This window comes from Streptomyces sp. NBC_01216, from assembly GCF_035994945.1.
Lineage (GTDB): Bacteria > Actinomycetota > Actinomycetes > Streptomycetales > Streptomycetaceae > Streptomyces.
The window spans coordinates 1,386,758-1,401,528 of record NZ_CP108677.1; the positions used below are offsets into that span (position 1 = coordinate 1,386,758).

The following is a 14,771-nucleotide window of genomic DNA, read 5'->3' on the forward strand; positions in this document are numbered from 1 at the left end:
GGTCCGGGGGGCGTGGACGTCGAACCGGCATGGAGCGACCATCCGGTCGCCGATCCCCAGGGGGGGGCACATGCGTGGAACGAGGACGACCGCGGCGGTACTGCTGGCGGCCGCGCTCGCACTGACCGGGTGCGGCGCGTCGGACAGCGGCACCGGCCGGAGTTCGAGCGATGCGAAGGCGGGCCCGGCGGCCGGGAGAGAGGCCGCCGACGACGCGGCGGCCAAGGGGCCGGAGGCCGGGAGGTCCACCACCGCGGTGCCGGGGCGGCAGGTGATCCGGACGGCCGAGCTGCACGTCGAGGTGGACGACGCGGTGAAGGCCCTGACCACGGTCCGCCGGGTCACCGCGACCGCCGGCGGGCACGTCGCGCAGGAGTCCACCGAGCGGATTGACGGCGGGGGGATGGGCTCGCGGGTGGTGCTGCGGGTGCCGCAGGAGCGGTACGAGCCGGTGGTCGCGGAGCTGGCGGGCATCGGCACGCTGGTGTCGCGGAGCGCGGAGGCGAAGGACGTCACCGAGCAAGTGGTGGACGTCGAGAGCCGGATCGCCACGCAGCGGACGAGTGTGGCGCGGGTGCGTGGGCTCATGGAGCGGGCGACGCAGCTGAGCGACGTGGTCGCCCTGGAGGGGGAGCTGAGCCGCCGCCAGGCGGATCTGGAGTCGCTGCTGGCGCAGCGGTCCGCGCTGAAGGACCAGACCTCGCTGGGGACGATCACCCTGGTCCTCGCCGAGAAGGAGAAGCCGCGGGCCGTGGCGGAGGAGGGCGACGGCCGTCCCGGGTTCCTGGACGCGCTGTCCGGGGGCTGGAACGCGCTGCTGTCGGTGCTGGCGTGGGTCGGGGTCGTCCTGGCCGCGGTGGCGCCGTGGCTGGTGGTGGCGCTGGTGGTGTTCCTGGTGTGGCGGCGGCTGCGTCGGATGCCGGGGGCACGCCGCGCCCCCGGGCCGGATGCCGGGTCCGCCGCTCCGGCGGCGCGTGACGCCGAGGGCGCGCCGGTGCCCGCCGCTGCCGCCGACCCGGCCGGGGAGGCCCCGGGGACCGGTGCTCCGCCGGCGCCGCGGAAGGGCTGAACGGCCGCTCCGACGTAGCGTGTTCGTATGAGAGAACGACTGGTGGTCATCGGGGGCGACGCGGCGGGCATGTCCGCCGCGTCGCAGGCGCGCAGGCTCAGGACGTCCGGCGAGCTGGAGATCGTGGCCTTCGAGCGCGGTCACTTCACGTCGTTCTCGGCGTGCGGGATTCCGTACTGGGTCGGGGGCGACGTCGCGAGCCGGGACGAACTGATCGCGCGCCGCCCGGAGGAGCACCGGGCACGGGGCATCGATCTGCGGACACGGACGGAGGTGACGGAGATCGACGTCGCCGGTTCCCGGGTCCGCACCCTGGACCTGGAGTCGGGCGCGCGGGCGTGGACCGGCTTCGACAAGCTGGTGATCGCGACCGGGGCCCGGCCGCTGCGGCCCGCGCTGCCGGGGATCGACGCCGTGGGCGTGCACGGGGTGCAGACCCTCGACGACGGACAGGCGTTGCTGGACTCCCTCGCGCGGACGACCGGCCGCCGCGCGGTGGTCGTCGGCGCCGGGTACATCGGTGTGGAGATGGCGGAGGCGCTGCTGAACCGCGGCTACGAGGTGACGGTGGTGAACCGGGGCGAGGAGCCGATGGCGACGCTCGACCCGGACATGGGCCGGCTGGTCCACCGGGCGATGGACGGACTGGGCATCACCACGGTCGGTTCCTCGGCCGTCACCGGCATCCTCACCGGCGAGGACGGCGCGGTCCGGGCGGTGGCGACGGCGGACGCCGAGTATCCGGCGGACGTGGTGGTGCTGGGCATGGGGGTGGTGCCGGAGACGGCGCCGGCCCGGCGGGCCGGGCTGCCGCTGGGGTCGCACGGCGGTCTGCTCACCGATCTCTCGATGCGGGTGCGGGGGCACCGGAACATCTGGGCGGGTGGTGACTGCGTCGAGGTCCTGGACCTGGTGTCGGGCCGTGAGCGGCACATCGCGCTGGGCACGCACGCCAACAAGCAGGGCCAGGTCATCGGCGCGAACGTCGGGGGCGGTTACGCCACTTTCCCGGGCGTGGTCGGCACGGCGGTGTCGAAGGTGTGCGACCTGGAGATCGCCCGGACGGGGCTGCGTGAGCGGGAGGCCGACGAGGTGGGGCTGCGGTACGTGACGGTGACGGTCGAGTCGACCAGCCGGGCGGGCTACTACCCGGGCGCGGCCCCGATGACGGTGAAGATGCTGGCCGAGCGGCGCACGGGCCGGCTGCTCGGGGTCCAGATCGTGGGCCGGGAGGGTGCGGCGAAGCGGGTGGACGTCGCGGCGGTGGCGCTGACGGCCGGGATGACGGTGGAGCGGATGACGGCCCTGGACCTGGGGTACGCGCCGCCGTTCTCGCCGGTGTGGGACCCCGTCCTGGTCGCGGCGCGCAAGGCGGTGGCCGCCGTGCGGGCGGCCGGCTGACGGTCGGGGGGACGGGCCGCCATCCGTCAGCCGGCCGGGTGTCAGACGGCCGTGCGGGTGTGGACGTGGTCCACCAGGCGCGTCAGCGTGTCCGGGTCCGTCGTCGGCAGGACGCCGTGGCCCAGGTTGAAGATGTGGCCCTCCAGGTCCCGCGCGGCGTTCAGGACCTCGTCGGTCTTGGTCTCGACGGCCTCCCGCGAGGAGAACAGCACGGCCGGGTCCAGGTTACCCTGGAGCGCCTTGCCGGGGCCGACGCGGCGGGCGGCCTCGTCGAGCGGCACCCGCCAGTCGACGCCGACCACGTCCGCGCCGGCCTCGCCCATGAGGCCGAGCAGCTCCCCGGTGCCGACGCCGAAGTGGATGCGGGGCACTCCGTAGGAGGCGACGGCGTCGAAGACCTTGGTGGAGGCGGGCATCACCGAGCGGCGGTAGTCGGCGGGGGCGAGGGCGCCCACCCAGGAGTCGAAGAGCTGGACGGCGGACGCGCCGGCCTCGATCTGGACCTTGAGGAAGGCCGCGGTGATCTCGGCGAGGCGGTCGAGCAGGTCGGCCCAGAGCACGGGGTCGCCGTACATGAGCGACTTGGTGTGCTCGTGGTTGCGGGACGGGCCGCCCTCGACGAGGTAGCTCGCGAGGGTGAACGGCGCGCCCGCGAAGCCGATGAGGGGGGTGGGGCCCAGCTCGGCGGTGAGCATCCCGATGGCCTCGGTGACGTAGTGGACGTCCTCGGGGGTCAGGTCGCGGAGCCGGTCCAGGTCGGCTCGGGTGCGGATGGGGTCGGCGACGACCGGGCCGACGCCCGGCTTGATGTCGAGGTCGATCCCGATGGCCTTGAGCGGGACGACGATGTCGCTGAAGTAGATCGCCGCGTCGACCTTGTGGCGCCGCACGGGCTGGAGCGTGATCTCGGTGACCAGCTCGGGCCGCATGCAGGACTCGAGCATCGGGATGCCCTCGCGGACCTTCAGGTACTCGGGCAGCGAGCGCCCCGCCTGGCGCATGAACCAGACCGGCGTGTGCGGCACCGGCTCGCGGCGGCATGCCTTCATGAACGGGGAGTCGTAGGTCTGCGACCGCTGCCGCGTCTGCTGGCCCGAGGGGCTGTCGTTGGCACTCACGCCCAGAATCTTCGCATGTGTGCGAAGCCGCTCCACCGGCCCGGGTGTCCCTCCCTGCGCGCGGGGCCCGTTCCGCCTAGTCTTCCCGGCATGGCTGCGGCGCAGGGACACTTCTCCGATCATTCCGACGGCGACGAACAGGCGGGTGACACGGCGGGGCAAGCGGAGGCCGACCAGGTGCCTACGGCCTTCCGGCGGGCGGTCGAGGCCGTGCGCGCGGCCCGGTTGCGGCCGGAGATCGAGATCGACCCGACCCGGCCGCCGCGGCGGCTCGCGCCGTACGCTCACGCGCTGGAGGCGACGGTCGTGGACGGCGAGGACGATCTGGCCGACGGCCGGCTCGTGCTGCTGCACGACCCGGCCGGACACGAGACCTGGAAGGGCACCTTCCGGCTCGTCACGCTGGTCCGGGCGGAGCTGGAGCCGGAGATGGCGGCCGACCCGCTGCTGCCGGAGGTCTGCTGGTCCTGGCTGACGGGGGCGCTGAAGGCGCGCGGGCTGGGGTACGGGGAGGCGAGCGGCACCGTCACGATGGCGGGCTCCCACTACTTCGGCGGGCTCGCGGACCGCAGACCGGCGACCCAGATCGAGATCCGGGCCTCCTGGACGCCGAAGGAGGGGCCTGCGGGCGTGCCGGACTCGGGCGCGCACCTGGCGGCCTGGTGCGATCTGCTCTGCCAGATCGCCGGGCTGCCGCCGTCCCCGTCCGATCCGGGGGCGGGTACGACCTCGGGCGCGGGGGTCGTCTCGCTGCCCCAGCGCCGGGGTCCGCAGCAGGTCTGAGAACCTGTCGGGTGACCCGTGACCGCCCGGCCAGAGGCGTCCCGACAGGCTTCGAGTGGCGGGCCGGAAGGATGCACCGCTCGCCCGGGATTCGCCCGGACGGAGGGCCACGCACAGGATGATCGATCACGTGTCTGAATTGCACCGAATTGTTACTCAGTAAATCGTGATCTTTCCCTAAAGGCGGGCGCCCGAGTTGCCGAAGAGGTCAGTGACCCCTTCACCGCACGGGTTCGCCCCCGGCTTCTTCCCCGAGCCGGCTCCGTCCCGCATCTCCCCAGGAGGCCGTGTGTCCGTTCTCCTCGAGCAGCCCGCAAGTCTGGCCTACCGCCCGAACAAGCCGACCGCGATGGTCGTCGTGGCCGACCCGCGTGTCCGCTCCACCGTCACCCGCCACCTGTGGGCTCTCGGCGTACGCGACGTCATCGAGGCGTCGTCCATCGCCGAGGCTCGCCCTCGCGTCGGCAGCCCCCGCGACATCTGTGTCGCCGACGTCCACCTCCCCGACGGCAGCGGTCTCACCCTGCTGTCCGAGACCCGCGCCGCGGGCTGGCCGAACGGCCTGGCCCTCTCCGCGGCCGACGACATCGGCGCCGTACGCAACGCCCTCGCGGGCGGCGTCAAGGGCTATGTCGTCACCGGTACGCGCACCAACATCGGGCATCCCACCCGCCCCGGCGCCGCCCCCATCGGAGCCTCGGCCGCCCGCCTCGGTCACCGCCGCCCCCCGGGTGCCCCGAGCCACCCGGGGGGCTACCGCGAGCTCTCCGGCCGCGAGGTGGAGGTGCTCCGACTGGTGGCCGAGGGTCAGTCGAACAAGGCCATCGGCGTCTCGATGGGCCTGTCCGCGCTGACCGTGAAGAGCCACCTCGCCCGGATCGCCCGCAAGCTGGGCACCGGTGACCGGGCCGGCATGGTCGCGGTGGCCCTGCGCACCGGGATCATCCACTGAGCGCCCCTCCCAGCGGCCTCGTCCCGGGTCCCCACGGGGACGAAAGCGGCGGCTCGCACGCCTGACGAAAGATCGGCGCCTGCCGACGGAACGTTCCGTCGGCAGGCGCTTGCCGTTCACGGATACCCTTGACACGTGACCGACGCCCAAGAGACCGCAGCCGACACCGCACTGCGAACCACCGGGGGCGCTCCCCCGGACGACGACGTCCCTGCGAATGGGCTGCCGATCCCGTTGCTGGAGCCCCGCGAGGGCATTCCGCCCGTCGTCGCGACCGACGAGGCCCTCGCCGAGGTGATCGCCGCCTTCGCCGCCGGCCGCGGCCCGGTCGCCGTGGACGCCGAGCGCGCCTCCGGCTACCGCTACGGCCAGCGCGCGTACCTCGTCCAGCTCCGCCGCGAGGGCGCGGGCACCGCGCTCGTCGACCCGGTGGGCTGCCCCGACCTCTCGGGCCTGGACCGGGCACTCGCGGGCACGGAGTGGATCCTGCACGCCGCGACCCAGGACCTGCCCTGCCTGCGGGACATAGGCATGGCGCCGACACGGCTGTTCGACACCGAGCTGGCCGGCCGGCTCGCCGGTTTCCCCCGGGTCGGGCTCGGGGCGATGGTCGAGTCCGTGCTCGGCTACGCCCTGGAGAAGGGCCACTCCGCCGTGGACTGGTCCACCCGTCCACTCCCTGAGCCCTGGCTCCGGTACGCCGCGCTGGACGTCGAGCTCCTCGTCGACCTGCGGGACGCGCTGGAGAAGGAGCTCGACCGGCAGGGCAAGCTGGAGTGGGCCCACCAGGAGTTCGACGCGATCGCGTCCGCCCCGCCGGCGCCGCCGCGCAAGGACCCCTGGCGGCGGACGTCCGGGATGCACAAGGTGCGGCGCCGTCGCCAGATGGCCGTGGTGCGGGAGCTGTGGACGGCGCGCGACCGGGTCGCCCAGCGGCGGGACGTCTCGCCCGGCAAGGTGCTCAGCGACGCGGCCATCGTGGAGGCGGCACTGGCGGTACCGCTGAACCTGGCCGCGCTGACCGCGCTGCCGGGGTTCGGCCACCGCATGGGCCGCCGCCAACTGGAGCAGTGGCAGGCCGCCGTGGACCGCGCCCGCGCGCTCCCGGACAACGAGCTGCCGCAGCCCGGCCAGTCGGTCGCCGGTCCGCCCCCGCCGCGCGCCTGGGCGGACAAGGACCCCGCCGCCGCGGCCCGGCTCTCGGCTGCCCGGACGGCCATCTCGGCCCTCGCCGAGGAGCTGAACCTCCCCCAGGAGAACCTGATCACCCCGGACACGGTGCGCCGGGTCTGCTGGGAGCCCCCGGCGCCCGCCACCCCGGACGCGGTCTCGGCCGCCCTGGCGGGCCACGGCGCCCGCGCCTGGCAGGTCGGCCTGGTGACCCCGCTGCTGGTGGCGGCCCTGGCCACGACCGCCTGACCCACCGCTCTCGCGGCCCCCGGGCCGGCATCGGGACACGACAGGGGGAGCCCCGGCGTACGTCGGGGCTCCCCCTGTCGTGTCCCGTGTCGTGTCCCGGTTGTGTCACCACCCGGACGGATTCCTTTTGAACGCGCTCAAACCCTCCTAGGGTCCTCGGCATGACCGACAAGGGATACGACGACTGGATCGCGGACTTCGTCTCCGCGCGGGAACACCGGGCGACGCTCGGCGATCCCGACTGGACGCGCGGCGCGCGGCTGACGCCCGCCCTGATACGCAGCGTCCAGCGCTTCCAGGTCGGCGAGGACGGGGACGGCGCCGAGCTGAGGGCCAAGGCCCGGACCTCGGGTGACGCCGGCTACGCCGAGGCGGTGGCACTGTTCGTCGCCGAGGAGCAGAACCACGCGCGGATGCTGGGACTTCTACTCGAGGCGGGTGGTGCCGGGACGCTCCCCGGCCACTGGAGTGACACCGCCTTCGTCCGGCTCCGCCGGCTGCTGGGGCTCCGGACCGAGCTGCTGGTGCTGATGGTGGCCGAGGTGGTCGCGCTGCGGTATTACCGGGCCCTGCGCGACGGGTGCGCCGACCCCCTGGTCTCCGAGGTCGCGGGGCGGATCCTGGGCGACGAGGAGCGGCACGTGCCGTTCCACTGCCGACGGCTGCGCGAGGGCTTCGCCGGACTCCCCGCCCCCGGACGGCGCGCGGTGTCCGCCCTGTGGCGCGGCCTGCTGACGGCGGCGGCCCTGGTCGTGGCGCACGACCACGGCCCGGCGCTGCGGGCCCTGGGTACCGGCCGGGCGGCCTTCGTCCGCGACGTGCTGCGGATCTCGGCGCCGCTCGCGGCGGTCGTGGACGGCCGTGCGCCGGCGCTTCCGGGACCCGCCGCGCGCGACACGCGGGTGTGACCTTCGCCGCTTGGGCCCCAGGGACTGGGCAGTCTGGTTACCCACAAGTAGCATGGGGGAAGCAAGCGCGCGCTTAGTCGCGTGCGGCAGCAGTGCCATCCCGCACCCTGGAGGAGAGCCATCGTGCCTCGTACCGTCAGGGACGTCGTCTTCGTCGACGGCGTCCGCACCCCGTTCGGCAAGGCGGGCCCGAAGGGCATCTACCACGAGACCCGCGCCGACGATCTCGTCGTGAAGGCCATCCGGGAGCTGCTGCGCCGCAACCCCGGCCTCGACCCGGCGAAGATCGACGAGGTCGCCATCGCCGCGACCACACAGATCGGCGACCAGGGACTGACGCTCGGCCGGACCGCGGGCATCCTCGCCGGTCTGCCGCAGTCCGTCCCCGGCTACTCCATCGACCGCATGTGCGCCGGCGCCCTGACCGCCGTCACATCGGTCGCCGGCTCGATCGCCTTCGGCGCCTACGACGCGGTGATCGCCGGTGGCGTCGAGCACATGGGCCGCCACCCGATGGGCGAGGGCGTCGACCCGAACCCGCGCTTCGTGTCGGAGAAGCTCGTCGACGAGTCCGCCCTGTTCATGGGCATGACCGCCGAGAACCTGCACGACCGCTACCCGACCATCACCAAGCAGCGCGCGGACGAGTACGCGGTGCGCTCGCAGGAGAAGGCCGCGAAGGCGTACGCCGACGGCAAGATCCAGCAGGACCTGGTACCGGTCTCGGTGCGCCGCACCAACGCCGAGGCCGGCGAGACCGGCTGGGGCCTGGTCACCGCCGACGAGCCGATGCGTCCGGGCACCACGCTCGAGTCCCTGGCGAGCCTGAAGACGCCGTTCCGCGTCCACGGCAACGTCACCGCGGGCAACGCGGCCGGGCTCAACGACGGCGCCACCGCCTCGATCATCGCCTCCGAGGACTTCGCCCGCGAGCACGGCCTCCCGGTCAAGATGCGCCTCGTCTCCTACGCCTTCGCCGGCGTGGAGCCGGAGGTCATGGGCTACGGCCCGATCCCGGCCACCGAGAAGGCCCTGGCCAAGGCCGGCCTGTCCATCGGGGACATCGACCTCTTCGAGATCAACGAGGCATTCGCGGTCCAGGTCCTGGCGTTCCTGGAGCACTACGGCATCGCCGACGACGACGCCCGCGTCAACCGGTACGGCGGCGCCATCGCCTACGGTCACCCGCTGGCCTCCTCCGGCGTCCGCCTGATGACGCAGCTGGCCCGTCAGTTCGAGGAGCAGCCCGAGGTCCGCTACGGCCTCACCACGATGTGCGTCGGCTTCGGCATGGGCGCCACCGTCATCTGGGAGAACCCGAACCACAAGGACGCCGGAGGCAGCAAGTGAGCACCACCGCTGAGCTTTTGAAGGGTGCGGCCGCGCTGTTCCCGGACGAGGTCGTCACCAGCGCCCACGTACGGCACTTCGACCTTCCCGCGGGCGCGGGCCGGTTCGCGCTGATCACGCTGGACAACGGCTTCGACCACACCAAGCCGACCACCTTCGGCCCCCAGTCGCTGGCGAACCTCAACGCCGCCGTCGACCAGGTGGAGAAGGAGGCCGCCGAGGGCGCGATCGTCGGCGTCGGCATCACCGGCAAGCCGTTCATCTTCGCGGTCGGCGCCGACCTCAAGGGCGTGGAGCTGCTGGGCAGGCACTCCGACGCGCTCGCCATCGGCAAGGGCGGCCACGACGTCTTCAAGCGGCTCTCGTCGCTGGCGGTGCCGACCTTCGCCTACTACAACGGCGCGGCCATGGGCGGCGGTGTCGAGGTCGGTCTGCACTGCACCTACCGCACCGTGTCGAAGGCCCTGCCGGCCTTCTCGCTGCCCGAGGTCTTCCTCGGTCTGGTGCCCGGCTGGGGCGGCTGCGCGATCCTGCCGAACCTGATCGGCGCCGACAAGGCCGTCTCGGTCATCATCGAGAACTCGCTGAACCAGAACCGTCAGCTCAAGGGCAAGCAGGTCTTCGAGCTCGGCATCGCCGACGCGCTCTTCGAGGGCGCGGACTTCCTGGAGCAGTCGCTGATCTGGACGGCCTCCGTCCTCAACGGCACGGTGAGCGTCGAGCGTCCCGGGATCGACCGCGGTGCGGCCTGGGACGAGGCCGTCGCGCGCGGCCGGGCCATCGCCGACTCCAAGGTGCACGGCGCGGCCCCGGCCGCGTACCGCGCCCTGGAGATCATCGAGGCGGCCAAGGACGGCGACCTGCAGAAGGGCTTCGACGCCGAGGACACGGCCCTGGCCGACCTCATCATGGGCGGCGAGCTCCGCTCGGGCATCTACGCCTTCAACCTGGTGCAGAAGCGTGCCAAGCGCCCGGCGGGCGCGCCGGACAAGTCGCTGGCCCGCCCGGTCACCAAGGTGGGCGTCGTCGGCGCCGGTCTGATGGCCTCGCAGCTGGCGCTGCTCTTCCTGCGCCGCCTCGAGGTGCCGGTCGTGCTGACCGACATCGACCAGGAGCGGGTCGACAAGGGCGTGGGCTACGTCCACGCCGAGATCGACAAGCTGCTCGGCAAGGGCCGGATCAACCAGGACAAGGCCAACCGTCTCAAGGGCCTGGTCTCGGGTGTCCTGGACAAGGCCGAGGGCTTCGCGGACGCGGACTTCATCATCGAGGCCGTGTTCGAGGAGATGAGCGTCAAGCAGAAGGTGTTCGCGGAGGTCGAGGCCGTCGCCCCGGCGCACGCGATCCTCGCCACCAACACCTCCTCGCTGTCCGTCTCGGAGATGGCCTCCAAGCTGCGCAACCCGGAGCGCGTGGTCGGCTTCCACTTCTTCAACCCGGTCGCGATCCTCCCGCTCCTGGAGATCGTGCGCGGCGAGAAGACGGACGACGCCTCGCTCGCCACCGCCTTCGGTGTCGCCAAGAAGCTGAAGAAGACCGCGGTCCTCACCAAGGACGCCCCGGCGTTCGTCGTGAACCGCATCCTGACCCGGTTCATGGGCGAGATCCAGAACGTCATCGACGAGGGCACCCCGGTCGAGACGGCCGAGAAGGCCATCGAGCCGCTCGGTCTGCCGATGTCCCCGCTGGTCCTCCTGGAGCTGGTCGGTCCGGCCATCGGCCTGCACGTCTCCGAGACCCTGAACCGCGCCTTCCCGGAGCGCTTCACCGTCTCCGAGAACCTCGCGGCCGTGGTGAAGGCCGGCAAGCGCGGCTTCTACGTCTACGACTCCGGCCGCCCGGAGCTGGACCCCGAGGTCGCCGCGCTCCTCAAGCAGGGCGACAGCGTCCTGACGGAGGAGCAGGTCCGCGACCGCGTCCTGGACGCGGTGGCGCAGGAGATCGGCCTGATGCTGGAGGAGGGTGTCGTCGCCGAGGCGCAGGACATCGACCTCTGCCTGATCACGGGCGCGGGCTGGCCCTTCCACCTGGGCGGCATCACACCGTATCTGGACCGCGAGGGCGTCTCCCAGCGGGTGAACGGCAAGCCGTTCCTCGCCCCGGGCGTCGCGAGCGTCCCCGTCCAGGCGTGACGGAGTCCGCGTGAAGCGGACGGCCCCGGTACCCGGCGTGGGTGCCGGGGCCGTCCTCCGTCCGCGGCCCGGTCCGCGCCGGAGATCCGTCGCGCACGCGAGCGGCCCGGAAGCCCACGGGGTTCCGGGCCGCCGTCGTACCGGGCCCGCGGGGGCCTGCGCGCTCACCGGGCCTGTCGGGTGGCCTTCGCCCGGTCGGAAGGTGATCCGACGGGCACTCAGCTCAGGCGCGGGTCCATGCCTCCAGTGCCAGGCCGGACTCCTCCTTCTGGCGCGTCACGCGCAGTGCGCCGTCCTCGCCGATCGCGGCCAGGACCACGCGGCCGAGCCCGTCGAGGGCCATCGCGGGCGCGCCGGCGCAGACCTCGCCGGTCGGCGACCACACGAGGCCCGCGTCCTCGCTCTCGGTCGGGTAGGCCGCGAGCGACGGGCGGCCCGAGGCGTCGCGCTGGGCCAGCAGGGTGCAGTCCACACCGTCGACCGGGGTGCGCAGCAGGGCGATGGTCCCCGTGCCCTCGGCGCCGCCCAGCGTGCGGGGCGGGCCGCCGGGACGCCAGGCGGCGACCTCACCGGTGCCGGCGTCCCGCCAGAAGCGGGTGACGGACTCGCGTCCGGTGCGGGTCGCCGCGTAGGTGCCGTCGGCGACCGCGACACCGGTGAGATCCTCGGCGCGCGGCATGCGCCAGCCCGGCTCCTTCTGGCTCCAGCGCAGGACGTGGTCGGCGCAGGGGGCGGACACCTCGGCCAGACCGGCGTCGTTCACGGTCACGGCCACGGTGCCGGAGACCTGGCTGCCCTTGATGTCGCCCCAGCCCTTCCAACGTCCGGTCTTCTCCTGACTGCGCCCGCTGACACCGCGCCCGGCGTTGCGGACGAACATGTGCATGGAGCCCTCCGGGTCGACCAGCGCCGACGGCAGGCCGAGGTCGGCGGCGAGGTGCCGGGTCTCCTGGGAGGTGTAGGGGGTGTTGAGGGCGTACCAGTCCCGCAGCGGCCGGCCCGTCTGGTACTGCACGGCGTACACGACCGAGACGTCGACCTGGTCCGGGCCGCCGGGCAGCCGGCGCAGCCCGGTGAGGAAGACGTAGCCCTCGGGGCTCTGCACGATCGACAGATAGGGCACGAGTCCCGGCGCGGGCAGCAGGTCGGGGCCGGTCCACTCGGGGCCGCCGACGTTCTTCTCGGTCCAGCGGAGCACTCCGCCGTCGAGGGGGGCGTAGGCGGTGAGCCGGCCGTCCTTGCCGCGCAGCAGCCAGTTCCCGGTGGCCGGGACAGGGCCCTTCATCGGGACCGAGGGGGTGAGCTCCGCCGCGTGGGTTCCCGTGAGTGGGACGGGCGCCGAGGCGCGACCGTCCGGAGCGGGCTTACGGCTCTGCGACCTGCGCGCGGACCACACGGCCATGGTCTGCGACCACCTTCCCTGACACCTTGAAATCGCCGCGACAATAGCACTGGGACGCTTCCCACCGTCCGCCGGGAGGCCGCAAGATCGCAAGATCGCGAGGGCAGAGGTCATGACCGGGGACAAGTCGGAACATCTCCGACCGGTACTGATCGTGGATGGTGCCAATGTCGTCGGTTCCGTCCCGGACGGCTGGTGGCGGGACCGGCGGGGGGCGGCCGAGCGCTTGCGGGACCGGCTCGTGCAGGTCGCCGCACGGGGTATCCCGGAGGCACCGGGGCCGCTGGACGTGGTGCTGGTGGTCGAGGGCCGGGCGCGCGGTGTGGCGGACGTGCCGGAGGTGCGGGTCGCCGCGGCGGCGGGCAGCGGCGACGACCTGGTCGTGGAGCTGGCCGAGGAGGCGGCGGACCGGCCGTGCGTGGTGGTCACGGCCGACCGGGAACTGCGCCGGCGGGTGACCGCGTACGGCGCGCGGTGCGTGGGGCCGCGCGCCGTGCGGGAGGGGTGAGCCGCGTGCGGGGCGCGGGAGCCCGCCCAGGAGACGCTGTACGGGTGTCTGGGGGGGCTGGGCGCCCCCGGGTGACTCGGGAGCCCGCGTCCTAGTAGAGGGCGTCCTGGCCCGTTTTGCCGAGACGGCTGTGCTCGCGCCCGTAGAGGAAGTAGACGACCAGGCCGAGGACCATCCAGACGGCGAAGCGGAACCAGGTCTCGCCGGGGAGGTTGAGCATCAGCCAGAACGACGCCGCGATGGAGATGACCGGCAGCGCGGGCACCCACGGGGTGCGGAAGGCCCGGTGCAGGTCGGGGCGGCTGCGGCGCAGGACGATGACGCCGGCGGCGACGACCACGAACGCGAAGAGGGTGCCGATGTTCACCAGGGTGGCGAGTTCGTTGATGCTGGTGAAGCCGGCCACGACGGCGATGATCCCGCCGAGCAGGATCGTCGGCCGGTAGGGCGTCCTGAACTTCGGGTGGGTGATGGAGAAGAAGCGGGGCAGCAGTCCGTCGCGGCTCATCGCGAAGAACACCCGGGTCTGGCCGAGCAACAGGATGAGGCAGACGGTGGTGAGGCCGACGGCGGCGCCGAAGCTGATCACACCGGCGTAGAAGGGGTGCCCCACGGCCTTGAAGGCGTCCGCGAGGGGGGCGCTGACCGACAGTTCGGTGTAGTTCTGCATGCCGGTCACGACCAGCGCCACGGCGACGTAGAGCACCGTGCAGATGAGCAGCGAGCCGAGGATGCCGCGGGGCATGTCGCGCTGCGGCACCTTCGTCTCCTCGGCGGCGGTGGCGACCACGTCGAAGCCGATGAAGGCGAAGAAGACGACCGAGGCGGCGGTGAAGATGCCCATGACACCGAAGTTGGTCGGCTCGTAGCCGAAGATCGTCTGAACCAGCGGGGCGTCCCAGCCCGATCCGGCCTCCGGGGCCACCGCGTCGGGGATGAACGGGTCGTAGTTGTCGCCGACGATGAAGAAGAGACCCGCGACGATCACGATCATCACGACCGTGACCTTGATGGCCACGACGATGGCGGTGATGCGGGCGGAGAGCTTCATGCCGAGGACCAGGACCGCGGTCAGCACCACGACCAGGAGGAAGGCCAGCAGGTCGAAGGTGCCGCCCGGCACGTCGGGCCCTTCGAGGGCGGCAGGCAGATGCCAGCCCACGTTGTCCATCAGGGAGCGCACGTAGCCGGACCAGCCGACCGCGACGACCGCCGTTCCGAGCGCGAACTCCAGGACGAGGTCCCAGCCGATGATCCAGGCCGGGAGTTCGCCGATCGAGGCGTACGCGAAGGTGTAGGCCGAGCCGGCGACCGGGACCGTCGAGGCGAACTCGGCGTAGCACAGGGCCGCGAGCGCGCAGACGATGCCGGCGGCGACGAAGGCCAGCGCGGTGGCGGGTCCCGCGTTCTCCTTGGCCACCTTGCCGGTGAGGACGAAGATACCGGTGCCGATGATGACGCCGACACCGAAGACCGTCAGGTCCCAGGCGGACAGGGACTTCCTGAGAGCGTGCTCGGGCTCCTCGGTGTCCCGGATCGACTGCTCGACCGTCTTCGTCCGGAACCACCCGGACGCCCTGCTGGGTTCCTGGTCCGTGCTCACCGTCGTACCTCCGTGCCGTCGGTCCCAGGACCCATGATCGTGAGGGCGGGCGGAGGGTACGCGAGGCGTAACGGGGTTTCACACGAACGGGCCGGTCGGACACTCCGTGGAGTGGTCCGACCGGCC

12 protein-coding genes are annotated in these 14,771 nt (G+C 72.8%); 9 read left to right on the top strand and 3 right to left on the bottom strand.

Translation table 11 applies throughout. The annotated features are described in order from the left end of the window. The first annotated feature begins 70 nt into the window (after positions 1–70). Together OG393_RS05950 and OG393_RS05955 are read left to right on the top strand one after the other, a co-directional pair. A complete protein-coding gene (locus tag OG393_RS05950; protein WP_327373560.1) occupies positions 71–1,069 on the top strand; it encodes a DUF4349 domain-containing protein in 999 nt (332 codons plus the stop codon). Between the two features lie 27 nt (positions 1,070–1,096). Continuing rightward, positions 1,097–2,470: an FAD-dependent oxidoreductase gene (locus OG393_RS05955; RefSeq protein WP_327373561.1), complete on the top strand. Its 1,374-nt coding sequence runs from the start codon at positions 1,097–1,099 to the stop codon at positions 2,468–2,470. A 41-nt stretch (positions 2,471–2,511) separates the two neighbouring features. Here the strand turns inward: OG393_RS05955 and hemE are convergent, their stop codons facing one another. Continuing rightward, on the bottom strand, positions 2,512–3,588 hold the full coding sequence (gene hemE / locus OG393_RS05960; RefSeq protein WP_327373564.1) for a uroporphyrinogen decarboxylase: 1,077 nt from the start codon (positions 3,586–3,588) through the stop codon (positions 2,512–2,514). 90 nt (positions 3,589–3,678) lie between these two features. Between hemE and OG393_RS05965 the strand changes: the two genes are divergently transcribed. From OG393_RS05965 to OG393_RS05990, 6 genes are all read left to right on the top strand, one after another. Then, complete coding sequence (locus OG393_RS05965) at positions 3,679–4,371, top strand: DUF3000 domain-containing protein (RefSeq protein ID WP_327373565.1); 693 nt, start codon at positions 3,679–3,681, stop codon at positions 4,369–4,371. Positions 4,372–4,660: 289 nt separating this feature from the next. Continuing rightward, positions 4,661–5,323: a response regulator transcription factor gene (locus OG393_RS05970; RefSeq protein ID WP_327373566.1), complete on the top strand. Its 663-nt coding sequence runs from the start codon at positions 4,661–4,663 to the stop codon at positions 5,321–5,323. A 135-nt stretch (positions 5,324–5,458) separates the two neighbouring features. Next, positions 5,459–6,742, top strand: a complete 1,284-nt coding sequence (locus tag OG393_RS05975; protein WP_327373567.1) for a ribonuclease D — start codon at positions 5,459–5,461, stop codon at positions 6,740–6,742. Positions 6,743–6,903: 161 nt separating this feature from the next. Next, positions 6,904–7,650 carry a ferritin-like domain-containing protein gene (locus OG393_RS05980; protein WP_327373568.1) on the top strand — a complete coding sequence of 249 codons (747 nt, stop codon included), beginning with the start codon at positions 6,904–6,906 and terminating at the stop codon, positions 7,648–7,650. A gap of 123 nt (positions 7,651–7,773) precedes the next feature. Then, positions 7,774–9,000 carry a thiolase family protein gene (locus OG393_RS05985; protein WP_327373569.1) on the top strand — a complete coding sequence of 409 codons (1,227 nt, stop codon included), beginning with the start codon at positions 7,774–7,776 and terminating at the stop codon, positions 8,998–9,000. Then, the gene (locus OG393_RS05990; protein ID WP_327373570.1) at positions 8,997–11,132 is read left to right on the top strand and encodes a 3-hydroxyacyl-CoA dehydrogenase NAD-binding domain-containing protein; all 2,136 of its coding nucleotides are present in this window, start codon (positions 8,997–8,999) and stop codon (positions 11,130–11,132) included. The genes OG393_RS05985 and OG393_RS05990 overlap by 4 nt, the downstream gene beginning before the upstream one ends. A 223-nt stretch (positions 11,133–11,355) precedes the next feature. On the opposite strand, the gene OG393_RS05995 is transcribed toward OG393_RS05990, so the two are convergent. Beyond that, a complete protein-coding gene (locus OG393_RS05995; protein WP_327373571.1) occupies positions 11,356–12,534 on the bottom strand; it encodes a hypothetical protein in 1,179 nt (392 codons plus the stop codon). Between the two features lie 112 nt (positions 12,535–12,646). Between OG393_RS05995 and OG393_RS06000 the strand changes: the two genes are divergently transcribed. Beyond that, the gene (locus OG393_RS06000; protein ID WP_327373572.1) at positions 12,647–13,042 is read left to right on the top strand and encodes an NTP pyrophosphohydrolase; all 396 of its coding nucleotides are present in this window, start codon (positions 12,647–12,649) and stop codon (positions 13,040–13,042) included. A gap of 91 nt (positions 13,043–13,133) precedes the next feature. On the opposite strand, the gene OG393_RS06005 is transcribed toward OG393_RS06000, so the two are convergent. Then, complete coding sequence (locus OG393_RS06005; protein WP_327373573.1) at positions 13,134–14,645, bottom strand: amino acid permease; 1,512 nt, start codon at positions 14,643–14,645, stop codon at positions 13,134–13,136. Between the last annotated feature and the right edge of the window lie 126 nt (positions 14,646–14,771).